This is a genomic window from Streptomyces sp. SYP-A7185, assembly GCF_046103685.1.
In the GTDB taxonomy this organism is placed as follows: Bacteria; Actinomycetota; Actinomycetes; order Streptomycetales; family Streptomycetaceae; genus Streptomyces.
The window spans coordinates 8,410,307-8,432,455 of the sequence record NZ_CP122310.1 but is presented as its reverse complement, the minus strand read 5'-3'; the positions used below and the strand labels follow the sequence as shown (position 1 = coordinate 8,432,455).

At 73.3% G+C, this 22,149-nt stretch carries 22 protein-coding genes; 12 read left to right on the top strand and 10 right to left on the bottom strand.

Annotated features, from left to right (window positions below):
- Nucleotides 1-49: 49 nt before the first annotated feature.
- A complete protein-coding gene (locus QBL25_RS36835) occupies nucleotides 50-1,216 on the top strand; it encodes a pentapeptide repeat-containing protein (protein WP_409061291.1) in 1,167 nt (388 codons plus the stop codon).
- Between the two features lie 50 nt (nucleotides 1,217-1,266).
- Here QBL25_RS36835 and QBL25_RS36830 read toward each other — a convergent pair whose 3' ends face one another.
- From QBL25_RS36830 to QBL25_RS36805, 6 genes are all read right to left on the bottom strand, one after another.
- Nucleotides 1,267-2,709: a hypothetical protein gene (locus tag QBL25_RS36830; RefSeq protein WP_409061290.1), complete on the bottom strand. Its 1,443-nt coding sequence runs from the start codon at nucleotides 2,707-2,709 to the stop codon at nucleotides 1,267-1,269.
- A gap of 144 nt (nucleotides 2,710-2,853) precedes the next feature.
- The gene (locus QBL25_RS36825) at nucleotides 2,854-3,990 is read right to left on the bottom strand and encodes an acyltransferase family protein (protein WP_409062910.1); all 1,137 of its coding nucleotides are present in this window, start codon (nucleotides 3,988-3,990) and stop codon (nucleotides 2,854-2,856) included.
- 151 nt (nucleotides 3,991-4,141) lie between these two features.
- Nucleotides 4,142-5,167, bottom strand: coding sequence for a hemolysin family protein (locus tag QBL25_RS36820; protein WP_409061289.1), 1,026 nt, complete (start codon nucleotides 5,165-5,167; stop codon nucleotides 4,142-4,144).
- A complete protein-coding gene (locus tag QBL25_RS36815) occupies nucleotides 5,164-6,501 on the bottom strand; it encodes a hemolysin family protein (RefSeq protein WP_409061288.1) in 1,338 nt (445 codons plus the stop codon). Before QBL25_RS36815 ends, QBL25_RS36820 begins: the two co-directional genes overlap by 4 nt.
- A gap of 206 nt (nucleotides 6,502-6,707) precedes the next feature.
- Nucleotides 6,708-7,640: a M56 family metallopeptidase gene (locus tag QBL25_RS36810; RefSeq protein ID WP_409061287.1), complete on the bottom strand. Its 933-nt coding sequence runs from the start codon at nucleotides 7,638-7,640 to the stop codon at nucleotides 6,708-6,710.
- Nucleotides 7,641-7,646: 6 nt separating this feature from the next.
- Nucleotides 7,647-8,078, bottom strand: coding sequence for a BlaI/MecI/CopY family transcriptional regulator (locus tag QBL25_RS36805; RefSeq protein ID WP_409061286.1), 432 nt, complete (start codon nucleotides 8,076-8,078; stop codon nucleotides 7,647-7,649).
- Nucleotides 8,079-8,433: 355 nt separating this feature from the next.
- Here QBL25_RS36805 and QBL25_RS36800 point away from each other — a divergent pair, with 355 nt between their 5' ends.
- The 4 genes from QBL25_RS36800 (at nucleotide 8,434) to QBL25_RS36785 (ending at nucleotide 10,825) form a co-directional block, all read left to right on the top strand.
- Nucleotides 8,434-8,859, top strand: coding sequence for a VOC family protein (locus tag QBL25_RS36800; protein ID WP_409061285.1), 426 nt, complete (start codon nucleotides 8,434-8,436; stop codon nucleotides 8,857-8,859).
- 389 nt (nucleotides 8,860-9,248) lie between these two features.
- Complete coding sequence (locus QBL25_RS36795) at nucleotides 9,249-10,181, top strand: trypsin-like serine peptidase (protein WP_409061284.1); 933 nt, start codon at nucleotides 9,249-9,251, stop codon at nucleotides 10,179-10,181.
- 10 nt (nucleotides 10,182-10,191) lie between these two features.
- On the top strand, nucleotides 10,192-10,494 hold the full coding sequence (locus QBL25_RS36790; RefSeq protein ID WP_409061283.1) for a carboxypeptidase-like regulatory domain-containing protein: 303 nt from the start codon (nucleotides 10,192-10,194) through the stop codon (nucleotides 10,492-10,494).
- A gap of 70 nt (nucleotides 10,495-10,564) precedes the next feature.
- A complete protein-coding gene (locus QBL25_RS36785; RefSeq protein ID WP_409061282.1) occupies nucleotides 10,565-10,825 on the top strand; it encodes a hypothetical protein in 261 nt (86 codons plus the stop codon).
- Nucleotides 10,826-10,862: 37 nt separating this feature from the next.
- Here QBL25_RS36785 and QBL25_RS36780 read toward each other — a convergent pair whose 3' ends face one another.
- The gene (locus tag QBL25_RS36780; protein WP_409061281.1) at nucleotides 10,863-11,231 is read right to left on the bottom strand and encodes a hypothetical protein; all 369 of its coding nucleotides are present in this window, start codon (nucleotides 11,229-11,231) and stop codon (nucleotides 10,863-10,865) included.
- Nucleotides 11,232-11,442: 211 nt separating this feature from the next.
- On the opposite strand from QBL25_RS36780, the gene QBL25_RS36775 reads away from it, so the two are divergent.
- Nucleotides 11,443-12,039: a TetR/AcrR family transcriptional regulator gene (locus QBL25_RS36775; RefSeq protein ID WP_409061280.1), complete on the top strand. Its 597-nt coding sequence runs from the start codon at nucleotides 11,443-11,445 to the stop codon at nucleotides 12,037-12,039.
- Here QBL25_RS36775 and QBL25_RS36770 read toward each other — a convergent pair.
- On the bottom strand, nucleotides 12,036-13,115 hold the full coding sequence (locus QBL25_RS36770) for a saccharopine dehydrogenase family protein (RefSeq protein WP_409061279.1): 1,080 nt from the start codon (nucleotides 13,113-13,115) through the stop codon (nucleotides 12,036-12,038). The two genes, QBL25_RS36775 and QBL25_RS36770, sit on opposite strands and share 4 nt — an antisense overlap.
- A gap of 108 nt (nucleotides 13,116-13,223) precedes the next feature.
- On the opposite strand from QBL25_RS36770, the gene QBL25_RS36765 reads away from it, so the two are divergent.
- From QBL25_RS36765 to QBL25_RS36755, 3 genes are all read left to right on the top strand, one after another.
- Nucleotides 13,224-14,165, top strand: a complete 942-nt coding sequence (locus QBL25_RS36765; protein ID WP_409061278.1) for a helix-turn-helix domain-containing protein — start codon at nucleotides 13,224-13,226, stop codon at nucleotides 14,163-14,165.
- Between the two features lie 234 nt (nucleotides 14,166-14,399).
- Nucleotides 14,400-15,023, top strand: a complete 624-nt coding sequence (locus tag QBL25_RS36760; protein WP_409061277.1) for a hypothetical protein — start codon at nucleotides 14,400-14,402, stop codon at nucleotides 15,021-15,023.
- Nucleotides 15,020-15,619, top strand: a complete 600-nt coding sequence (locus QBL25_RS36755; protein ID WP_409061276.1) for a hypothetical protein — start codon at nucleotides 15,020-15,022, stop codon at nucleotides 15,617-15,619. Before QBL25_RS36760 ends, QBL25_RS36755 begins: the two co-directional genes overlap by 4 nt.
- 93 nt (nucleotides 15,620-15,712) lie before the next feature.
- Here QBL25_RS36755 and QBL25_RS36750 read toward each other — a convergent pair whose 3' ends face one another.
- Nucleotides 15,713-16,753, bottom strand: a complete 1,041-nt coding sequence (locus tag QBL25_RS36750) for an NAD(P)-dependent alcohol dehydrogenase (protein ID WP_409062909.1) — start codon at nucleotides 16,751-16,753, stop codon at nucleotides 15,713-15,715.
- A 290-nt stretch (nucleotides 16,754-17,043) separates the two neighbouring features.
- Between QBL25_RS36750 and QBL25_RS36745 the strand changes: the two genes are divergently transcribed.
- Complete coding sequence (locus QBL25_RS36745; RefSeq protein WP_409061275.1) at nucleotides 17,044-18,051, top strand: winged helix-turn-helix transcriptional regulator; 1,008 nt, start codon at nucleotides 17,044-17,046, stop codon at nucleotides 18,049-18,051.
- Between the two features lie 235 nt (nucleotides 18,052-18,286).
- Here the strand turns inward: QBL25_RS36745 and argG are convergent, their stop codons facing one another.
- On the bottom strand, nucleotides 18,287-19,735 hold the full coding sequence (gene argG, locus QBL25_RS36740; RefSeq protein WP_409061274.1) for an argininosuccinate synthase: 1,449 nt from the start codon (nucleotides 19,733-19,735) through the stop codon (nucleotides 18,287-18,289).
- A 179-nt stretch (nucleotides 19,736-19,914) separates the two neighbouring features.
- Between argG and QBL25_RS36735 the strand changes: the two genes are divergently transcribed.
- Nucleotides 19,915-20,985, top strand: coding sequence for a hypothetical protein (locus QBL25_RS36735; RefSeq protein WP_409061273.1), 1,071 nt, complete (start codon nucleotides 19,915-19,917; stop codon nucleotides 20,983-20,985).
- A gap of 2 nt (nucleotides 20,986-20,987) precedes the next feature.
- Nucleotides 20,988-22,097, top strand: coding sequence for a hypothetical protein (locus tag QBL25_RS36730; protein ID WP_409061272.1), 1,110 nt, complete (start codon nucleotides 20,988-20,990; stop codon nucleotides 22,095-22,097).
- Nucleotides 22,098-22,149: the final 52 nt, after the last annotated feature.

Genomic DNA, 22,149 nt, shown 5'->3' with positions numbered 1-22,149 from the left:
GGCCGCGTCCGATCCCCAGGACACGGACGGCCCGAGGGGCGGCGAGGCGTTGACGATCGACATCCACCGTGCGGACCTGGCCTCGGACAGGTTGGAGGTGCGGGTCGCTGCCGTGAGCGGGCTGGGGCGGCTCCTCGCGGGACCGCTCGCGCGGGGCGAACGCGAGGCGGTCGTCCGGGAACTGGTCGGGTTCGTCCGCCGCAGCGTGGCACATCCCCGGCTGTCGCGCATGGGCCCCATGTTCCTGCGCGAACGCGAGCCCGTCGCCCTGGCGGCCGACGTCCAGGCGGTTCTCACCGCCCTCGCCCGGCGGCCCGAAGCCGTGGAGGCGGGCCGCCTCGACCTCGACGGACTCGATCTGCGCTCCGCCGACGCGAGCGGCGGGCGGTGGACGCACGCCCGGCTCACCGGCAGTGATCTGCACGACGCCGATCTCGGCGGAGCCGACCTGCGGGACGCGGACCTGTCGTGGGCCTTCCTGGAACGGGCCGCCCTGACGTCCGCACGGCTCGGCCAGGCGAACCTGACCAACGCACATCTCCGGCAGGCGGACCTCAGGAGCGTCCAGGCGGCGCACGCCTGCTTCTGGGGGGCCGAACTCCACCATGCCCGCGCTGAAGACGCCCGTTTCGAGTTCGCCGACCTGCACCGGGCCACCCTCGACCACGCGGACCTGCGGCGCGCGCGGTTGCCGTACGCCTCGCTCAGGGCGGCGTCCGCGCGGCACGTCTGCCTGGAGGGCGCCCTGCTCCACTTCGCCGACCTGCGGGAAGCCGTGCTCGACGACGCCGATCTGACGGAGGCGCGGCTGGACCACGCGGACCTGTCGGACGCCCGGCTGCACCACGCGCGGCTGGCCGGAGCCTCGCTGCGGCACTGCCACCTCGTCAAGGTACGTGCCCAGTACGCGGACCTGCGAGGCGTCGACCTGTCCCACGCGAACATGAACGTCTCCGACCTCCGGTACGCCGACCTGCGCGACGCCGATCTACGCGACGCGTCCCTGTTCCGGACCCGGCTGTCCCGCGCCGACCTCGGCGGGGCCCGCCTCGACCAGGCTGATCTGCACGGTACGGACCTGACCGAGGTCTGGGGTCTTGAACCCGAACAGCTCGCCACCGCCTGGGTCCACGAGAAGACCCGCCTCGACCCGGAACTGGCGCGGCACCCCCTGGTGCGGGCGCGGATCGCCGCGACCAAGACCCGCTTCGACTGACCGACGACCGATGACCGACGACCCATGGCCGGTGTCCCGGCCGCGCGGCCTCAGCTCAAGGTACGCAACGCGCCCAGCTGCTCGAACCGGTCCCGGAAGCCCTTCGCCCTCCCTTGCGGCAACCCCCACAACCTGCCGATCTTCGGCAGGGCATCGGTCATCTCCCGGGACTGGGACCGCACCTGGATCAAGAAGCGCAGCTCGGGCCGGAAGCACTGCCACCACAGGCGCCGCCGCAGGTCGGCGGGGACCTCCGCGGTGGCGATGCCCATCAGGGTCGCGATCTCCTCGGGCAGTTGCGCCGGGGTGGCCCGGGTGAGGCGGCCCACGATCTTCGTCACCAGCGAGAAGCCGTGGCCGCACACCTCGGTCAGTCCGACCGCCTCGCTGCGCACCGCGGCGAGCAGCTGCCGGGAGGTGTCGGAGGCCTCGCCGAGCGCCAGGGCCTCGTCCAGCTCCCGGCGGCGGGCGCGGAACCGGCGGGCCCGCGTGCGCAGTTCGGCCAGGCGCGGCCAAAGGTCCTCGATCCGCCGGGCGCCGGCGAGCGCGACCGCCAGGAACACCGGCAGGACGAGGTCCTGCTCCCGGGCCAGCTCGCGGTAGGCGCGGTGGGCCGCCTCGCCGGTGAACAGCCGGTCCTCCAGCTGCCAGCCGCGCTCACAGAAGTAGTGCCGGAACGGCATCCGGGCGGTCGCGGGCGCGTACGGCAGCCCCAGGAGGTTGGCGAAGGACTGCGAGGCGTGGGCCCGGTACGTCACGTCGCCCAGGACCGGCGCGCAGTATCCCTCCGACAGCGAGGGCAGGTCGTCGCAGTAGGGATCGCGCAGCAGCGTCAGCTTCGGGGTGAACCAGCCCTGGGCCTCGCAGGCCGCCAGCGCCTCACCGGGCCGCACGGGGCGCCCGGTCACCAGCGTCCAGGCGTCGGCGACCTCGCGTACGGCATCCGCCCAGTACGTGCCCGCGGGCAGCTCCCGCTGGTGGGCCAGCGGGGAGACCAGGGCGCGGTAGGACCTGAGGCTCTCCTCGTACAGCCGGGCCGGCACGCCGTCCTCCCGTGAGAGCGGCGCAACGCCCACGAACACGTCGTCGCCGAGGAGTTCGTTGAGCCGCGCGGCGGGCACGAGGTGCTCGCCCGCGTAGTGGATCCGGTCGGACATGATCACGCGGTCCGCGAACGCGGCCAGGTCCCACAGGGTCAGCGGCGTGAGCCAGCGCCGGTCGCCGGCCAGCAGTCGGTCGGCGATCCCCACGGTCGTGGCGTCCATGTACACGCTGTTGCGGGCGGCGGCCGGGCGCCAGTCCGCGAGGGCCCGCAGCTCGGCGGGCGTCACGTCGTCCAGGTGGGCGATGCCCGCGTCGACGGCCGAGCGGACCGCCGGATCGGCGCTGTCCCACCGGGCGACGCGGCCCGCGATACGTTCGGCGCCCGCCCGGCAGCCGTCGAGCAGCTCGTCGGGCGTCCGGGCCGCCAGGGGGTCGTTGTTCCGCGGCACGTCCGGCCTCCTGGGGATGGACGGGGGATGGACTCCGGCATCGGGTTCCATCATCCACCGCTCCCCTCGCGCCGCGGCGTGAACCTGGTATGCGCCGCCCGCTCGGGGGACATGACGAGGAGGAGCGGGCGGCCGGTGGGCCCGTCAGCGGCGGCGGTGGGCTCCCCTGGTGCGGGCCGTCGTCTTCGCGTCCTTCTTGAACGCCCACTCCATGTCGGGTTCCATCGCGAACCGGAACAGGCGCTGCACCGGCGGTGTGCAGAGCACGGTGATCAGGGCCCCGGCGCCGACGGTGACGGTGATCTCGCCGAGCGGTGTGTGCAGCCAGCCGAGGTCGTACCAGTCCCAGAAGCGCGAGCCCTTGGCGATGAACCCGTGCAGCAGATAGCCGTAGAGCGTGCCCGCGCCCAGTGCGGTGAACCAGAGCCTGCGGCCGGGGACCCAGGCGAAGAAGCAGGCGACGAGGACCATCGAGCAGCCGAACATCCCCAGGGTCATCACGGCCCCGGACCAGCCGGGCGCGGCCAGTTCCTGCGCGCTGTCCCGGCGGTAGAACCAGGCGGCGTTCATGCGCGGCGCCGCCCAGTACGCGAAGAGCAGGGCGCCCGCGAAGACGGGCAGCGCCAGGATGCGGGCCTCCCGGCGGCGCACGATCTGGAAGTGCTCGGCCTTCAGGCACAGGCCGAGGACGAAGAACGGCAGGAACTGCAGGACGCGTTGCAGGTCGAGGTCGTCGCCGATGTCCGGCGAGACCGAGGCGAGCACGGCGATGGCGAGCGCTAGGGGCAGGGGCCAGCGGACCACCTTCCACAGCGGGGTGGTGAGCCTCCAGACGAAGAGCGCGCCCAGGAACCAGGTCAGGTACCAGGGGTCGAGCAGGCTGATCGGGTAGGTCGGGTCGTCGCCCGCCCACCGCTTGAAGAAGGTGTAGGCGACCTCGAAGATGACGTACGGCACGGCGATGCCCGTCACCAGGCGCTTGAGACGGCCGGGGCTCGCGTCGAAACTCCGCGAGAAGTAGCCGGAGATGACGATGAACGCCGGCATGTGGAAGGTGTAGACGGTGATGTAGAGCGCGGCCGCCGCCCGGCTGTCGCCGCGCAGCGGCTCCCAGGCGTGGCCCATCGCGACCAGCACGATGGCCAGGTACTTGGCGTTGTCGAAGAACGAGTCCCGGCGCTTGACCGGAGGCTGCGGCGCCACGGTGGGTGCCGCCGGAGCCTCCGGAGGGGCATGGCGCGCGGCGGGCAGCGGCGCGCGCAGTGCTCCGGTGCGGTCCATCGAGCGGACGGGCTCACTCACGGGACCTCCCGGGGGAACCCGGGCCCGCGGTCTCGCTTCTGACGCCGAATGCGGGTGCTACACCTGTGTAGAACATCACCGGCACCCTAGCCACCGAAGCCCCCGGACGTACAGTCGCGCCACCTGTGAATCAGCTGAGCGCCGCCGGTGCGGGGCCGACCAGTTCGGACAGGACGTCCTCCATGGTGACGAACCCGAGAACCGTCCCGCTCGCTCCGGTGACCGCCGCCAGATGGCTGTCCGCGGCCCGCAGCGCGGTGAGCGTGTCGTCGAGCGGTGTGTCGATGTGCACGCGTGTGACCAGGTGGAACGCGCTGCGCGGGAAGGGCCGGTCCCGCTCGGCGATGCCCAGGGTGTCCTTGATGTGGAGGTAGCCGAGCAGGGTGCCGTCGGGGCCGGTCACCGGGAAGCGGGAGAAGCCCGCTTCGGCGGCCACCTTCTCCAGGCGCGCGGGGGTGACGGTGTGCTCAACAGTTCGCATCTTGGCGGTCGGCACGAGGATCTCGCCGACCGGCCGGGTGCCCAGTTCCAGCGCGTCGCGCAGCCGCTCGCCGTCGGCCGCCGACAGGAGCCCGGCCTCGCTGGAGTCGACGACCATCCGGGCGAGCTGGTCGTCGGTGTAGACCGAGTCGACCTCGTCCTTCGGTTCGACCCGGAGCAGCTTGAGGAGGGTGTTGGCGAAGGCGTTGATGCCGAAGACGACCGGCTTGAGGGCGCGGGTGAGGGCCACCAGCGGCGGGCCGAGCAGCAGCGCGGTCCGGGCGGGCGCAGCGAGCGCGATGTTCTTGGGGACCATCTCGCCGATCAGCATGTGCAGGTAGGTCGCCACGGTCAGGGCGATGACGAAGGCGATCGGGTGCACGAGGGCGTGCGGGATGTGGACCGCCTCGAAGCCCGGCTCCAGGAGGTGCGCGATGGCGGGTTCGGCGACCGCGCCGAGCACCAGCGAGGAGACGGTGATGCCGAGCTGGGCGGTGGCCATCATCGCGGAGATGTGCTGAAGGCCCCACAGGGTGATGCGGGCGCGCTTGTCGCCCTCCTGGGCGCGCGGTTCGATCTGGCTGCGGCGCACGGAGATCAGGGCGAACTCGGCGCCGACGAAGAAGGCGTTGGTGAGCAGGGTCAGGGCGCCGATGGCGAGCTGGAGCGTGGTCATCGTGCTTCCTCCGCGGCCTGGCGCGGCATCTGGAGTTCCGGTTCGGTGATGCGGACCCGGTCGGCGCGGTGGTGCTCGACCGTCAGGACGGACAGCTGCCAGCCGTCGAGGTCGAGCGCGTCGCCCTTGGCGGGGATGCGGGAGAGGCGGGTGGCGATGAGCCCGGCCACGGTCTCGTACGGGCCGTCGGGCGCGGTGAGCCCTATCGCGGCGAGCTGGTCGATGCGCACGCCGCCGTCGGCCTCCCACGCGGTGCGGCCGTCCGGGGTCTCCTGGGCGGGCAGCAGGTCGGGGACCTCGACGGGGTCGTGCTCGTCGCGTACCTCGCCGACGACCTCCTCGACGATGTCCTCCACCGTCGCCACACCGGCCGTGCCGCCGTACTCGTCGATTACCACGGCCATGGTGCGGGTCTCGCGCATCCGCTCGAGAAGCCGGTCGGCGGGCAGGCTGTCGGGCACGAGCAGGGGCTCGGTGGCGAGGTCGGTGACCGGGGTGAGCCGCCGCCGCTCGGGCGCCAGGGCGAGCACGTCGCGGATGTGCACGGTGCCGATGACCTCGTCCAGGCTGTCGCGGAAGACGGGAAAGCGGGACAGGCCGGTGGCGTGCGTCAGGTTCGCCGCGTCGGCGGCCGTGGCGTGCGCCTCCAGGGCCCGTACGTCCACGCGCGGGGTCATCACGTTCTCGGCGGTCAGCTCGCTCAGGTGCAGGGTGCGCACGAACAGTTCGGCGGAGTCCGCCTCCAGGGCGCCCTCGGCGGCCGAGCGCCGGGCGAGGGCGATCAGCTCCTCGGGGGTGCGCGCGGAGGCCAGCTCCTCGGCGGGCTCCAGGCCGAAGCGGCGTACGACGTGGTTCGCGGTGTTGTTCAGGTGCCGGATGAAGGGACCGAAGGCGGCGGTGAAGCCGCGCTGCGGTGCCGCCACGACCTTGGCGACGGCCAGCGGCCGGGAGATCGCCCAGTTCTTCGGCACCAGCTCGCCGACGACCATCAGGACCACGGTCGACAGGACCACGCCGAGCAGGGTGGCCACGGTCGGGGCGGCGGCGCCGAGCCCGGCCGCCGTCAGCGGGCCGCGCAGCAGGGCCGCGAGGGACGGTTCGGCGAGCATGCCGATGACCAGCGACGTGACGGTGATGCCGAGCTGGGCGCCGGACAGCTGGAAGGTCAGCCGCCGGACCGCCTTGAGGGCGCCCTCGGCGCCGCGCTCCCCCGCCGCGGCGGCGCGTTCGAGGTCACCGCGCTCGACGGTGGTCAGGGAGAACTCGGCGGCCACGAAGAGCGCGCAGGCGAGCGTGAGGAGCAGGGCGAGCAGCAGGAGCAGGATCTCGGTCACCGTGCCACCCCCGTTCCCTCGCGCTCAAGCGGCGGGCGGGACGTGGCACGGTTCGTACTGGGAGGCTCACCCATTGCGGGTCCGTGGCTCCTTCTCGTACTCGTACGCGGTGTCGTACGAGGGCGGTGGCGGGGAAGCGGGAGTGCTTCTACAGCCACTGTAAAGGAACAGCAAAGCGTCCCGGCAGGGTGGCGGCCGGATCGTGCCTAGAGCGGCGTGGCCGCGTGCAGGATCAGGACCATCGTCACGGCGGAGTTCGCCGACGACATGGCGGACGCGGCCGCTCCTGCGGTGGCCGCCCACGCCGCCAGCCCCACCGCGGTGAACAGCGAGGGCCAGCTGCGCGCCGTGGGCGCCGGGCCCAGGAGCGCCGCGACACGGCGGGGCACGGGCCCCGGCGCGGCCAGTCCGGCCAGGGTGGGGGCCGGCGCGCCCCGGGAGTGCAGGGCCGCCTTGCCGATCGCGCGGGCGACGATCCTGCGGTCGCCGACGACGCGGGCGGCGTCCTCGTCGGCCCAGCGCTCGGTGGTGTACGCCACGGCGGTGCGCAGCGGGCGCAGGAAGGGGTTGGCGCGCGCGGCCAGTTGCACGGCGAGGAGGTAGCGGTGGTGCCGGGTCGCGAGGTGGGCGCGCTCATGGGCGAACAGGGCGCGCCGCTCGGCGGGGGCCAGGCAGTCGAGCAGGGCGGTGGTGACCACCACCCGGTCGCGGGCGCCGCCGGGCAGCGCGTAGGCGTAGGGCACGGCGTCGGGCAGGACGGCGACGGCGGTGCCGGGCAGACCGGCCAGCGCGCGGTGGGCGCGGCGGCGGACCTGGCGGTGGCGCCACAGCGTCCTGCCGCACGCCGCGGCCACGGCGAGCAGCCCCGGAATGGCCAGGCGCCCGGCGATCTCGTCGAACGGGACCGCGGCGCGCACCTCGGGATCCGACCAGCCGTCCGGCAGCGGGTTCCCGGGCAGCTGCGCCGTGCCGACGACCATGAGCAGGCCCAGGCACAGGGTGCTGCACAGCGCCATGACCGCGGCGACCGTCGTGAGCAGCCGGGTGGCGGCCCGCGGGTGCAGCCGCTGCTCGGCGAGCCGGGCGACCGGCCAGGCCGTCAGCGGAAGCACCAGCGGCAGCAGGACGAACATCCCCATGACGGTTCAGTCGTCCCGGTCCGTCGGCGCCCGGGACGGTTCCTCGGACGGTTCCCCGGAGCCTGCCTCGGCCTGCCGGAAGAGCTCGCGCAGCAGCCGCTCGTCGCCCGGCGGGAGCGCGGTGAGGAAGCTGGCGAGGACCGCCTCGCGGTCGCGCTCGCCGTCGAGCACCTTGCGCATCTTGCGGGCCGCGAGGCCCGCCTCGTCGGCCGCGGGCAGCCACGCGAAGGAGCGGCCCGCCCGCTCACGGGTCACCGCGCCCTTGTCCAGCAGCCGGCTCAGGATCGTCACGACGGTGGTGTACGCGAGGTCGGCGCCGAGCCGCTCCTTCACCCAGCCCGCGGTCGCGGGACCCTCCGCCGCGCGCAGGGCGGCCAGGACCTGCGCCTCCAGCTCACCCTGCCCCCGCCGCCGGGAACGCCGCCGCTGCTCCGCCACGCCCGTCTCCCTTCCACTGCCTCGTCGTCCTGGAGAGGCTAACGCCCGGCGGCCCCTGGTGCGGCGCCGGTCGGGTGCGACGCGGTCCTCCCGCGCGGTCCCGGCGGCGCGCGAAACGGCGTTGCCCCGCCCCACGGCGCCCGTTACGATCACTCGCGTGACTGCCGGGTCGGCCATGGGCCATGCACGAGTGAGGCTCCCGGCCTCGGCGTGAGCGCGAGGCGGGCCAGAGCCCCGCCCCCTCTTCCGTCTTTCCTCCAGCGCCTTGCGTCTTTCCTCCGGCGCGCCCCACGCGGCGCGTCACCAGTGGAGCCAAGACGTCCGAGACCTCGATGACACGGAAGAGATTTCATCCATGCCGCACGGCCAGCACCCGTACGACCCCGCTTCACCCGTCACGACCGTCCAGTTGAACCACACCGCCGTCCTGGCCAAGGACCGGCAGCTGTCGGCGGAGTTCCTCGCCGCGATCCTGGGACTGGAGGTCGGCGCGCCGTTCGGGCCCTTCCTGCCCGTCGACCTCGGCAACGGCGTGACGCTCGACTACTACGAACTGCGCGACGAACCCGTCCAGTCGCAGCACTACGCGTTCCTCGTGCCCGACGAGCAGTTCGACGGCATGATCACCCGCCTGGAGACGGTCGGGGTCACGTACTACGCCGACCCCGGCCACACCGAACCCGGCCAGATCAACCGGCTGTTCGGCGGCCGTGGCGCGTACTTCGACGACCCGGACGGCCACAACATGGAGATCATGACCCGGCCCTACGCACGCCCGTAGCGTCCGCGGGTGATCCCCGCGGGCGGAACGGCCCGCTCCCTGGGGCTGTTCGTCTGTTCGAGACAGGATTGAGGCACCCGCGTCCCGCCCGCACCGGCAGCGGGCGGGACACGGGTGCCCGGCGGGAGACCTGGGACCGGATCGGGCCGTGCGCCCTGAGGCGGCGGGGTGAGCCGGAGCCCTGAGCGCCGGATGGGTCCCGGGAGCCGGCCGGTCGACGTACTCGGCGTCCCTGAGGCACGGGCGTGCGCACGCGCGCCGGTCGGCGCAAAAGGCTCATTGCGGCACTTGTCCGGCGGCAGTAGAAGGGGCATTGACCCGAAAACGTTGCGGCCGCGGCGTCGGAAAGGCATCACATCGCAGCTCTCAGAGAAGCCGGGTGATCCACCATGCCTCAAGACCCGCACAGCTCCGTATCGAACGAACCGGCCGACGGCACCGTCACCATGGCCGCCGAACAGGAAGCGGTCCTCCAGCCCGCGTCCGAGGGCACCCAGGGCGAGCCCCAGCACTCGACGGGCGAGGGCCTGGAGCACGTCGAGGGCTACCGGCGCCCCGAGCACTTCGCACCGGAGGCCTGGACGGCCCCGACCGCCGCGCTGCCCGACATCGGCGAGGCGTCCTTCGGCCCGCCGCCGCCGGCGCCCGAGACCGTGCACGGCCCCGACGACCGCACCCAGATCACCAACACCAGCGTGTACCCGTGGCGGGTGCACTGCTATCTGCTGATCACCGCCCGCGACAACGCCCTTTACCAGGGCACCGGCTGGCTCCTCGGCCCCCACACGCTCGCCACCGCAGGCCACTGCGTCTACATCAAAGGCAGCGGCGTGGCCGGCCGGGACGGCTGGGTCAAGAGCATCCAGGTCATGCCGGGGCGCAACGGCGCCTCGCTGCCCTACGGCAGCATCACCTGCACCAGCTTCCGTTCCGTGACCGGCTGGACGCAGAACGGCGACGAGAACTTCGACTACGGGGCCATCATCACGCCCTCGAACATCGGCGCCACCACCGGCTGGTTCGGCTTCGGCGTCTGGTCGGACTCGGACCTGCTCAAGACCACCGGAAACATCGCCGGTTACCCGGGCGACAAGCCGCCGGGCACACTCTGGTACGCGGCACGCGGGGTCGACTCGGTCGCCGCGCGCAAGGTGTACTACGACATCGACACCGCCGGCGGGCAGAGCGGCAGCTCCGTCTACCGCATCGACAACAACAACCGCTACGGCTTCGCCATCCACGCCTACGGCGGAGCCCGGGTGAACTCGGGGACCCGGTTCACCACCCCCGTCTACAACAACTACGTGGCATGGAAGGCGTGAGCCGACCCCGATGAGCGCAAGCAGGCCCGCAGTGGAGATCACCGGCACCGTACGGGACGCCTCGGGCGCCCCGGTGCCGGGCGCGCACGTCCTGTTCACGCAGGGGCCCCAGCCGCTGCCGGACATCGCCGCCGTGACGGACGCGGAGGGACGGTTCTCCCTGATCGCCCCCACCGCGGGCCAGTACACGCTCACCTGCCGGGCGGACCCGCTCGCGGGTCCGCCCGGCACGGCCGAGACCACCGTCCGCGTCGACCGGCCGGCCGAGGCCGCCGCGTCGGAGCGGCTGCGGGTCGATCTGACCCTGCGGTGAGCGGCACGGGCGGCGCGCGGCGACGGCGGTGGACATGCGTGGTGCGCGACTCCTGTCTAGCGTCACGAGCATGAACACTGACCCGCAGCGTTTTGAGATCCTGCTGGTTCCCGAGTTCTCGGGGGACGGCCAGAGCACGACCGACGCCCGCGCCGCCCTGCGCTCGGCCGTGGTGGCGGCCACCGGCGAGACCGGGGCCTCCGGGTTTCCCCGGTACACGGGCGAGGGCATGGAGGCCGACATCGATCCCGGGACCCGCACCGTCGAGGCGCTCCTGGTGGACGGGTCCGAGCTGGACTACGGTCTCTCGGCGCGGGTCGCGGACGCCTAGGAGGGCCGGGCCCGGTCCCGCCGCGCCACCGGCCCGGTCACGGCGGCGGGGCCACCTCGCCGACGAGCCGTGCCAGGACGTCCGTGAGCGCCGGCGGCGCGCCCGCGGGGGCGGGTCCGACCGCGCCGGCCGGGGAGACGGTGCCCACCACGGCGTCCCCCGAGTGGACCAGGAGGTGGCTGGGCGGCCGCAGTTGGCGGGCCTGGTCGATGACCGTCGCCGCGTCGCCCGCGAACCGGGCGCTGAGGTCGATGACCAGGACGTCGGGCAGCAGGGCGCGGGCCCTGGCCAGGGCGAGGACGCTGTCGTCCGTCTGGGAGATGACGTACACGCCGGGGACGGTCTCGATCCGCGCGATCAGATCGGCGGCCCGGTGGTCGGCGGCCAGCACCAGCACGGTCAGCACGTTCGCCCCTTCGCGTGGTCCGGAGCGCACCGGACATCGTTCGAGCATGTCATCCGACGGGCGGGATCCGGCGGTCCGCGCGGCACGCGCGTGTCGGCTCCCCCGGACCGGAGACCCCTCCCGGAGTAAAGCGAATTTCTAGATACCCGTTCTAGTTCGCTGGGATAGGCTCCGGCCATGACGCACAGCGGCAGAGCGGGCACGGCGCACCGTGCCGCCTAAGCAGCGACGCGGCGAAGCCACCGTCGACCGGCTCCTGAGCGCGGCCCTCCAGGTGTACGCCACGTCCGGCCGCCCCGGGTTCACGGTCCACGCGGTCACCGCGGCCGGCGGCGTCAGTCTCGGCAGCCTCTACCACCACTTCGGCAGCATCGACGGCCTCGCCGCCGCGCTGCACTCCCGCTGCACCGAGCAGCTGTTCGACGAGCTGATCGCCGCGCTGAGCCGCGCCCGCAGTGCCCGGGAGGGGGTCCACGCCCTGGTCACCGCCTATCTGCGGTTCACCGAGGAACACCCGGACGCCGCGCTCTTCCTGCACGCGTCCGCCTGCTCGGGCCATCTGGCGGCGCACACCGAGGAGATCCGCGCGGCCCGGGCCGCCAAGCTGGCGGTGGTCGCGGAGTGGCTGCGGCCGCGGGTCGCGGCGGGCGAGATCGCGCCGCTGCCCGCCCCCGTCCTGGAGGTCCTGGTCATGGGGCCGGTCGCCGAAGCCGCGCACCGCTGGCTGGGCGGCACGGACGCCATGGACCTCACGGAGGCGGCACGGTTCCTGCCCGACCGGATCTGGCGCTCGCTGCGGCCGGACTAGGCCGGCTGCCGCGCCGGCAGGTCGAGCCGCGTGAGGTGGTCCGGGGCGAGCGCCCGCAGGAAGTCCACGGCGTCGAACACGTCCCCGGCCGCACGCACGCCCGGCGCCGCGCCGCGTCCGTCGAGGACACGCTCCAGGGCCTCCACCACGAGCGGCGCCGTCACGGCGTAGATGTCGCGCCCGCCCGCGACCGCGCGGCGGGTGTCCTCGCCGCGCCGCACGACCGCCTCGACGAGGAAGGTCTGCGCCGAGCGCCCCGCGGCGTCCGCGGGCAGCGGCGCCGGGGTGTCCGCGGACCGGATGTCCCGCAGCGGCGCGAGGTTCATCACCGCCCGCACCTCGGGGGTGCGCACGTGGCGCGGCAGCGTGACCTGGTCGGCCGTGGCGAACGCGGCGGCGTCCTGGGTGCCCAGCGGCTGGGGGAAGTCCCACGGGAACGCGTCCTGGGAGTAGTCGAACGGACGCAGTTCGCCCCCGGTGTAGACCAGGTGCTGCCCGGCGTTGCTCTCGCCGGTGCGCCGGGTGCCGTCGGTGGGGTGCCAGCTGTCGAGGCCGTACGCGAGCGTGATCTCGTCCGCGTCCGGCCAGTCCCCCAGGGCCGCGGTGGCCAGCAGGTCGCCCAGACCGCCGTAGAACGCCAGGGACGGCGCGACGACCACGCCCGCCTCCCGCGCGCGCTCGTCGTAGGTGTCGAACAGGGCGGCGCCGACGCCCTGTTCGGCGGCGACGTCCAGGTACGGGATGCCCGCGCGCAGCGCGGCGTCGACGACCGGAAGGGCCGTCTCCAGGAACGGGCCCGCGCAGTTGACGACCGCCGACGCGCCGGCGAGGGCGCGGTCGAGGGACCCCGCGTCCGCGGTGGAGGCCACGCGCACCGGCGCGCCGGGAGCCAGGTCGCCCAGCGCTTCGAGCTTCTCCCGGTTCCGCCCCACGAGCAGCGGCTTGGCGCCGCGCCGCAGCAGCTCGGCCACGACGAAGCGGCCGGTGTGGCCGTACGCGCCGACGACCGCGACCGTGCGCCCCGCCAGGGGGACGCCGGCGCCCGAAACGGCGGTCGTGGAAGGGGTGTTGCTCATCGATGGCTCCCTGGGTCCGGCGGGCGGTGTGCCCTGCACGCACCATGATCCGGGCCCGGTCCGCCCGCTGCCAGCGGCCGGAACGACGAGGGGCGTACAGTTTCGGACATGCGGACCGTGGCGATGGCACTTCCCGAGGGCAGCATGCTGTTCGAGGCCGCGGCGGCCTTCGAGGTCTTCGGCTCGGACCACTCCGATCTGGCGGGGTCCTGGTACTCGTTCACCCTGTGCGGCACGGACGGCACGCGCGTCGGGCCGTGGCTGCGCGCCGAGACGGCGCACGGCCTGGAAGCCGTCGCCGCCGCGCAGACGGTGATCGTCCCGGCCTGGCGCGACATCGACCAGGACCCGCCGGGCGATCTCGTCGAGGCCCTGCGCACCGCGCACGCGGCGGGCTCCCGGATCGTCTCGCTGTGCACCGGCGCGTTCGTCCTGGCCGCCGCCGGTCTTCTCGACGGCCGCCGGGCCACCACGCACTGGGCCCACGCCGAGCGGCTCGCCGCGCGCCATCCCCGCGTCACGGTCGACGCCGACGTCCTGTTCACCGACGAAGGCAGGGTGCTCACCTCGGCGGGCAAGGCCGCCGGCATGGACCTGTGCCTGCACCTCGTCCGCGCCGACCACGGCGCGGCCGTCGCCAACGCCCTGGCGAGGCGGCTCGTGACCCCGCCCCACCGGGAGGGCGGCCAGGCGCAGTTCATCCCGGCGCCGGTCACCCACGGGCGCGACCATCCGCTGGCCGAGCTGCTGCCCTGGGTGCTCGCCCGCCTCGAACAGCCGCTCACCGTAGAGGATCTGGCCCGCCGGGCGGGGATGAGCACCCGCAATCTGTCCCGGCACTTCCACGCCGTCACGGGCACGGCGCCGCTGCGCTGGCTGCTCGGTCAGCGCGTGCGGCTGGCGCAGGAGCTGCTGGAGACGGGCGACGAGAGCGTCGAACGGATCGCCGCGCGCACGGGCATGGGGACATCCGCCACGCTCCGGCGCCATTTCACGCGGGTCACCGGCCTGCCGCCCGAGGCCTACCGCCGCACCTTCGGCGCCTCCTGACGTCCGGCCAGCCCCTCCCGGCGCTCCCGGGCACTGCCTTGATGTGCGACGCGACCGACTGATCGCCCGACTTGGGGGTACTCGGCGGCCATGCCCATCAGGAAGCAGTCGTTCGCACGCTGATCACATGCGCCCCGATCGGTGCCCGCGTCGCGTGGGTGCCCGTCGGCCGGCCTCAGCGCCGAACGAAACATGAGAACAGCCGAACGGACCACGACAACAAGGGAGGCAGCCATGATCACCGCCGTCATCATCGCCGTGGTCGTCATCGCGGCAGCCGCCGTCCTCTTCATCGGACTGCGGCGAGCCCGGGGCGGCGGACACGGCCTGAAGCAGCGCTTCGGACCGGAGTACGACCGCACGGTCACCCGTCACGACGGGGACGTACGGGCGGCCGAGGACGAACTGCGCGAGCGCGTACGACTGCACGGCTCCCTCAAGACCGAGCCGCTGCCGCCCGGGGCGCGTGAGCGCTACCTGGCCCAGTGGGCCGGCGTGCAGGAGCAGTTCGTCGAGTCACCGCAGCAAGCCGTCGTCGAGGCCGACGCGCTGCTGGCCCGCCTGGCCAGGGACCGCGGCTTCCCGGACGGCACGCATTTCGAGGAGCAGGTGGACGCGCTCTCCGTCCATCACGCCCACTCCGTCCACGGCTACCGCAGCGTGCACACGGCGACTCGCGGCCAGAACGGCACCGAGGAAATGCGTGAGGCCATGGTCGAGGCCCGACGCCTCTTCGAAGCACTGGTCGCCGAGGACTCGGCCGACCCCACCCGGCACAACGGGCAGACCACCGCCGAGCGCGGCCACACACCGTGGGCACTGCCCCGACGTCACGCGAAGGGAAGTGGCACGTCATGACCGATGCACAGCACTTCACACCCCGTGAGCAGCCGACCGGCAACGAGGCTTCCGTGCCTCCCCCCGCTCCCGCTCCTCCCGCCGGGTCCCCCACCCACGCCGCAGGCTCCCCCGCCGCCGGCTCCCCCGCCGTCGGCTCCCCCGGTGCAGGGGCCACCGATTCCCGTATCACCGGCTCCCCCCGCGCGGGATCCACGGACTCCCGTATCAGCGGTGCCACCGGCTCCCCCGACGCGGGTGTCACCGGTTCGCGCGCCACGGGCTCCCCCGCCCACTCCGCCACAACCGGCGTTGATCACGGCGCCGGACACGGCTCCGAGCACGGGCCCGTGCTGCTCGCGCCGGACGAGCGCGACAAGCTCGGGCTGCGGCTCCAGCACGCCCTCAGCAGCTTCGTCGAGAGCCCGCGCCAGGCGGTGGAGGAGGCCGACGCCCTCTTCGACGAGACCGTCAGGCACCTGACCGAGACCCTCACGGAACGGCGCCACACCCTGCGCGCCGGCTGGCAGGGCCACGACACCGAGGCACACACGGAAGAGCTGCGGCTCGCGCTGCGGCAGTACCGGGAAGCCACGGAACGGCTGCTGCGCATCTAGAGCGGCACGGAAGGCAACAGCACAACGGCATGACGTGGGGCCCGAAGCTTTCGCTTCGGGCCCCACGTCATGCCGCGCGCTGCCCGCGAAGGATCAGCCGTTGGGCAGGATGACCGCCCGGCCGTTGATCCTGCCGTCGTGCAGGTGCTCGTACGCCTTGGGCGCGTCGTCCAGTGCGTACGTCTCCACATGGACGTCGATCGCGCCGGAACGGGCCAGGTCGAGGACCTCGATCAGCTCGGACCTGCTGCCCCAGTACGGGGCGCGGACCGCCGCGTCGTAGGGGGTGACGCCGAAGCCGACGGTCGCGGAGCCGCCGCCGATGCCGACGATGGTGACGTCGGCCTCCACCGCCGCGCAGGCGGTCGCCGTGGCGACGGTGGGCGGGGCGCCGACGAAGTCGAACACCGCCTGCGCGCCCAGGCCGCCGGTCAGCTCGCGGACCTTCGCCGCCGCGTGCTCGTCCGACAGGACGGTCTCGTGGGCGCCGACCTGGTGGGCCAGGCGCAGCTTGCCTTCGGTGACGTCCAGGGCGATCACCCGCGCCGGGGCCAGCGCGCGCAGCAGCTGGATGGCCACGTGCCCCAGGCCACCGGTGCCGATGACCACGGCGGTGCTGCCGGGGGTCAGCTTGGGCAGGGAGACCTTGATCGCGTGGTACGGGGTCAGGCCGGCGTCGGTGAGCGGCACGGCGGTCACGGGGTCGAGGCCGCCCAGCGGGACCAGGTGCCGCGGGTCGTCCACGATCATGTACTCGGCGATGGCGCCGGGCGCCCCGAGCCCGGGCGGGCGGATGCCCAGCTCCTCGGCGCGCGTGCAGTAGTTCTCCTTGCCCTGCGTGCACTGCGGGCAGACGCCGCAGCCCCAGGGCCCGTAGACGGCCACGGAGTCGCCGATCTCGAAGCCGGTGACGCCCTCGCCCAGCGCGGCGACCGTTCCGGCGCCCTCATGGCCGAGGGTGAGCGGCAGCGGGAAGGTCAGCGCCTCCGCGGGCCAGCTCATCACCGCGATGTCGGAGTGGCAGACGCCTGCGGCGGTGACCTTCAGGAGCACCTGGCCGGGGCCGGGCTCCGGGCGCGGGACGGTGACCACCTCGGGGGCGGCGCCGACGCTGCGGTACTGGACGGCCTTCATACGGTCGGGCATGGCGGGGCTTGCTTGCGCTGACATCGAGGATGCCTCTTTTCGTTCTGCGTGCTCTGCGCTTGTTTCCCCCTCTCCGACTGTACTCCTCATGACGTCCCGTTGGGACATCTGACCCAATGGGACATCGCTCGGGGCGGCGCCGGACACCTCGGCCGCGCGAGAGGGGGCGGAGGCAGTCACACCCCGATACGGCTCAACAAGCCGCCGATGTAGACCAGTTGGCCGCTACTATGAAAAAACTAAGTGCCTGCTATCAACAGGGAAGGCGGCCCGCCCGCATGACGCGCAGCTATGACCAGTCCTGTCCGGCCGCCCGCGCCCTGGACGTCGTCGGCGGCCGGTGGTCGCTGCTGATCGTGCGCGAGCTGCTGCTCGGCCCCCGGCGCTACACCGACCTCGTCGCGGGACTCCCCGGCATCGGCCCGAACGTCCTGGCCGAGCGGCTGCGCGCGCTGCGCGACGCGGGCGTCTTGACCCAGACCAAGCTGCCGCCCCCGGCGGCGTCGGCGGTCTACGAACTGACCGCACTCGGCGCCGCCATGCGCCCGGTGCTCGACGAGCTGACCCGCTGGGGCCTGCGGCTGCCGACCGCACCCCGGCCGGGTGACTCCTTCCGGCTCAGCTGGGTGCTCGGCTGCCTGCGCGCCAGCTTCCGGCCCGAACTGGCGGGCGGCGTGCGGGAGACGTACGAGATCCGGGTGGACGGCGACACGTTCCATCTGCGCGTCGACGACGGCGTGCTCGACATCCGCAACGGCAGCGCGGCGGACCCCGTCTGCACCATCACGACCGACCTCGGCTCCTTCCTCGCCATCGGCGCCCGCCTCGTGGACGTCGAGGAGGCCGTGGCGCGCGGGCTCGCCCGGTTCGAGGGCGAACTGAGCGCCGCCGCACGGGTGATCGCCATCCTCGGCGCGCACCCGGAGGCCACCGGCGGCCGCCACGGCATCGTCGGAGCCGTCGGCGCCACCTTCCGCCCCGACCGTGCGCTCGGCCTGCGCGAGACCTACGAGTTCGTGGTCGGCGACCTGGTCTTCCACGCCCGGGTGGACGACGGCACCGTCGAGATGGACCTCGGCCCCGCGCCCGACGCCGTGACGACCCTCGTGACCGACCTGGGCACCCTGCTCCAGCTGGGCGCGGGCTCCCTGCCGCTCGAGGACGCGCTCAGCGCGCGGATGATCGAGGTCGGCGGGGACCCGGAAGCGGCCCTGCGGATGGCGGACGCCTTCGGCGTGGTCCGCGCCGACCGCCCGGCCACAGAAAATCTATCGTGGCGGACGTAGACATGTGGGCCTGATGGGTTTAGCGTCTTCCTCGTGACAGGGCCAGCAGGCAGTGGCACGGCAGTGGAGTGACGGGGCCGAAAGGATCTCGGGGTCCCCTTGCTGGCTGCCGGGCCGGGCGGCTCGACAGGGGCCGCCGCACGCGCGGGAAGCGCCCTGGCACATGACGGCGGGCCCCGGCGGATTTCGATCCGCCGGGGCCCGCCGTCGAGGTACGCGCACCCCGTGACCGGGGTCAGTCCGTGCCGAACTCCATCGCGGCGCGGTCCAGCATCGACTCCTCGTCGGCGGTCTCGCCGCGCGAGGCGATCGCCTCGGCGCCACCGCCGTCCATGGCTCCGATCAGGCCGGTCGACGCCGCCTGTGCCGCGCCGATCGGCGTCGGGTGACCCGAGCCGACGAGGCCGAGGCCCGCGTACTGCTCCAGGCGGGCGCGGGAGTCGGCGATGTCGAGGTTCCGCATGGTGAGCTGGCCGATCCGGTCCACCGGGCCGAACGCCGAGTCCTCGGTCCGCTCCATGGAGAGCTTGTCCGGGTGGTAGCTGAACGCCGGGCCCGTGGTGTCGAGGATCGAGTAGTCCTCGCCGCGCCGCAGCCGCAGCGTCACCTCGCCGGTGATCGCCGTGCCGACCCAGCGCTGGAGCGACTCACGGATCATCAGCGCCTGCGGGTCCAGCCAGCGGCCCTCGTACATCAGGCGGCCGAGGCGCCGGCCCTCGTTGTGGTACGCCGCGAGGGTGTCCTCGTTGTGGATGGCGTTGACCAGGCGCTCGTAGGCGATGTGCAGGAGGGCCATGCCCGGCGCCTCGTAGATGCCGCGGCTCTTGGCCTCGATGATGCGGTTCTCGATCTGGTCGGACATGCCGAGGCCGTGCCGGCCGCCGATCGCGTTGGCCTCCATGACGAGGTCGACCGCGGAGGCGAACTCCTTGCCGTTGACGGTGACCGGGCGGCCCTGTTCGAAGCCGATCGTCACGTCCTCGGTGTCGATCTCCACCGCGGGGTCCCAGAACCGGACGCCCATGATCGGCTCGACGGTCTCGAGCCCGGTGTCCAGGTGCTCCAGCGTCTTGGCCTCGTGGGTGGCGCCCCAGATGTTGGCGTCCGTGGAGTACGCCTTCTCCGTGGAGTCCCGGTAGGGCAGCTCGTGGGCGAGCAGCCACTCCGACATCTCCTTGCGGCCGCCGAGCTCGGTGACGAAGTCCGCGTCGAGCCAGGGCTTGTAGATCCGCAGGTGCGGGTTGGCGAGCAGCCCGTACCGGTAGAACCGCTCGATGTCGTTGCCCTTGAACGTGGAGCCGTCGCCCCAGATCTGCACCCCGTCCTCGAGCATGGCCCGCACCAGGAGCGTGCCGGTCACGGCACGGCCCAGCGGCGTGGTGTTGAAGTAGGGACGCCCGCCCGACCTGATGTGGAAGGCGCCGCACGCGAGGGCCGCGAGCCCTTCCTCGACCAGCGCCTCACGGCAGTCGACGAGCCGGGTGATCTCGGCGCCGTACGCGGAGGCACGGCCGGGTACGGAGGCGATGTCGGGCTCGTCGTACTGACCGATGTCGGCGGTGTACGTGCAGGGGACGGCGCCCTTGTCACGCATCCAGGCGACGGCGACCGAGGTGTCGAGACCGCCGGAGAAGGCAATGCCGACGCGCTCGCCGGTGGGGAGGGAGGTGAGGACCTTGGACATAGGAAGAGTATGCATGACTTCGCATGACCATGCAACGTAGTCCGCTCCGACGGCCGAAACGAGCGGCCTTCCGCCCGGTGCCGCCACGCGCCGACGGCCCCAGGATTGGCATGCACCCGTCTATTCACGGGCGGGTGCCTGCCCCTAAGGTGAGCGGCCTTCGCGTACTGGGGGGTCTCGTGAACGGTCTCCGAGCGGTCATCGTCTGTCTGATGCTCGCGTGTACAGCAGTGGTGGCGCCGACGGCGGCCGCGACGCCGGACTCGGCCGCGCCACCGACGTGGTCGGCGCTCCCGGTGCCCGCGGCGGCTCCACCGGTGTACGTGCTCGACCTCGCCGCCCGGGGGGCGGGCGAGGCGTGGGCGACCGGGTACGAGCAGACGGCCGAGGGCCAGCGGCCGCTCCTCTACCGCTGGGACGGCGCCGCGTGGAGCCGGGACACCACCTTCCCCGGCGCCGGTGAGCCGGGCTACCTCAACAAGGTGCAGATCGTCGGCAAGGAAGTGCGGATCTTCCACAACCGCTCCGGCGAGGGCGAGATCCTGCGCCGGTCGGCGACGGGGACGTGGAGCACCCTCCCACTGCCGCAGACCCTGTGGACCTACCAGGACTTCGCCGCCGTTCCGGGGGCCGCCTGGGTGGTCGGCGAAGACGAGACCGGGCTGAAGGTGCTGCGCCACGACGGCTCCGGCTGGACCGAGCAGTCCGTACCGCCCGGCGTGCGCTACGTCATGGGGGTCACCGCGCGGACCGCCACCGACGCCTGGGCCTGGGCGGACACCGACACCGGGTCCACCGTCCTGCGCTGGGACGGCACGGCGTGGCGGGACGCCCAGGTGCCCCTGCCGGCGAACGGCAACATCCACACGATCTTGCTGGAACCGTCCGGCCGGGTCACGCTCGGCGGCAGCCAGTACGTCGACGGCGCACCCCGCACCTATCTGATGACCTGGAACGGGCACGCCTGGCGCACCACTTACCCGGCGCTGGGCGACACCTACACCGAGGACATGGTGCGCGGCCCGGACGGCGCGCTGTGGCTTCCGGTGCGCAGTGACCGGGCGTTCCAGTCGAAGTACGCGCGGGTGGACGGCCGCCGCGTCACCTTCACCTACGGCCCGGAGCGCACCAACGCGATCGACGTGAGGCCCAGCGCGCTGACGCGGGCCGGGTCCGCGCTGCTGTCCTTCGGGACCGTCGAGATCTACGGCTCGAAACCGAATCTGATGAGCGAGCGGCTGGGAGGCTGACCATGGCACGCAGACTTCTCGTCGCGGCTCTCGCCCTCGCCTTGGCCGTCATGGCGGTCGTGAGCGCGGCCGCGGCGGAACCGGGGGCCTGGCGGCACGTGCCGGTCCCGGCCCAGGTGCGACCGCAGGCCGGGCTGAACGAAGCCGTGGCGTTCGGTCCCGACGCGGCGTGGGCGGTGGGCTCCGACGCGGTGGGCCGCCAGGCGCCGGGCTTCCCGCTGGTGCTGCGCTGGGACAAAACCGCCTGGCAGCGTCAGCCCCTGCCCGGGATCACCTGGCAGGGCGAGCTGCTGTCGGTCGCCGCGACCTCGCCCACCGCGATCTGGGCGGTCGGGCGCGACGCGACGGGCGGCGCGCGCCTGCTCCGCTTCGACGGCAGCTCCTGGAAGGAGAGCCGGGCGCCGCGCGGTGTGCTGCTGGACAAGGTCGTCGCCGGTGGCGGCGAGACCTGGCTGATCGGTTCGCGGAACGGCACGCGGGTGCTGCTGCGCTGGGACCGGCGTGCGTGGCAGGACGTTCCTGCGCCGCCGGGATACGTCAGCGGTCTGCACGTCCTGGCCGCCGACGACGTCTGGGCCGCGGGCTCCGGTGACTCGGGTGCGACCGTGTCGCACTGGGACGGGCAGGCGTGGCAGCAGACGGTCGTGGACGGGTTCCCGCGCTCGGCCGTGGGCAGCGTGCTTGCGGTCTCGCCCACGGAGGTGTGGGCGGGCGGCACGGCCGGGTTCATCGGCGGCCCGGCGGGCAAGCCGATCCCGCCCCTGCTGGTCCGCTGGGACGGCAAGGAGTGGAGCCGGGTGAGCCTGCCCACCGACTTCGGCGGGATCACCTCGCTGTCGGCGACCGACTCCGGCGAGCTGGGCTGGGTCGCGGTGGCCCGCTCCTTGAAGTGGGGGCCGCCGGGCAGCACTCCGCCGCTCGTTCCTGGACCGGATTTCCTCTCCTGGAACGGCCAGTCGTTCACCGCGTACGACGAACCGGCGGTGGCCGGGGAGGGCGACTCCTCCTTCCAGCGGCTCGCGCCGGTGCCGGGCACGGACACGGTCTGGTCGGTCGGCCGCGCCGCAGGGCCCGAGGGCACCTTCGCCCCGCGCATCCTGCGGTTCGGCTGAGGACGAAGGGGGCCTGATCCGGGGCGGAACGCCGCCGCGCAAGGCGGCGTTC

What these genes read in the sequence shown, in the direction of transcription:
- QBL25_RS36785 (WP_409061282.1), top strand. Translation starts at nt 10,565, where the DNA reads ATGAACACTGACCCGCAGCGTTTTGAGATCCTGCTGGTTCCCGAGTTC.
- QBL25_RS36790 (WP_409061283.1), top strand. Translation starts at nt 10,192, where the DNA reads ATGAGCGCAAGCAGGCCCGCAGTGGAGATCACCGGCACCGTACGGGAC.
- QBL25_RS36750 (WP_409062909.1), bottom strand. Translation starts at nt 16,753, where the DNA reads ATGAAGGCCGTCCAGTACCGCAGCGTCGGCGCCGCCCCCGAGGTGGTC.
- QBL25_RS36755 (WP_409061276.1), top strand. Translation starts at nt 15,020, where the DNA reads ATGACCGATGCACAGCACTTCACACCCCGTGAGCAGCCGACCGGCAAC.
- QBL25_RS36825 (WP_409062910.1), bottom strand. Translation starts at nt 3,990, where the DNA reads ATGGACCGCACCGGAGCACTGCGCGCGCCGCTGCCCGCCGCGCGCCAT.
- QBL25_RS36765 (WP_409061278.1), top strand. Translation starts at nt 13,224, where the DNA reads ATGCGGACCGTGGCGATGGCACTTCCCGAGGGCAGCATGCTGTTCGAG.
- QBL25_RS36770 (WP_409061279.1), bottom strand. Translation starts at nt 13,115, where the DNA reads ATGAGCAACACCCCTTCCACGACCGCCGTTTCGGGCGCCGGCGTCCCC.
- QBL25_RS36820 (WP_409061289.1), bottom strand. Translation starts at nt 5,167, where the DNA reads ATGACCACGCTCCAGCTCGCCATCGGCGCCCTGACCCTGCTCACCAAC.
- QBL25_RS36795 (WP_409061284.1), top strand. Translation starts at nt 9,249, where the DNA reads ATGCCTCAAGACCCGCACAGCTCCGTATCGAACGAACCGGCCGACGGC.
- QBL25_RS36800 (WP_409061285.1), top strand. Translation starts at nt 8,434, where the DNA reads ATGCCGCACGGCCAGCACCCGTACGACCCCGCTTCACCCGTCACGACC.
- argG (WP_409061274.1), bottom strand. Translation starts at nt 19,735, where the DNA reads ATGTCCAAGGTCCTCACCTCCCTCCCCACCGGCGAGCGCGTCGGCATT.
- QBL25_RS36810 (WP_409061287.1), bottom strand. Translation starts at nt 7,640, where the DNA reads ATGGGGATGTTCGTCCTGCTGCCGCTGGTGCTTCCGCTGACGGCCTGG.
- QBL25_RS36730 (WP_409061272.1), top strand. Translation starts at nt 20,988, where the DNA reads ATGGCACGCAGACTTCTCGTCGCGGCTCTCGCCCTCGCCTTGGCCGTC.
- QBL25_RS36760 (WP_409061277.1), top strand. Translation starts at nt 14,400, where the DNA reads ATGATCACCGCCGTCATCATCGCCGTGGTCGTCATCGCGGCAGCCGCC.
- QBL25_RS36745 (WP_409061275.1), top strand. Translation starts at nt 17,044, where the DNA reads ATGACGCGCAGCTATGACCAGTCCTGTCCGGCCGCCCGCGCCCTGGAC.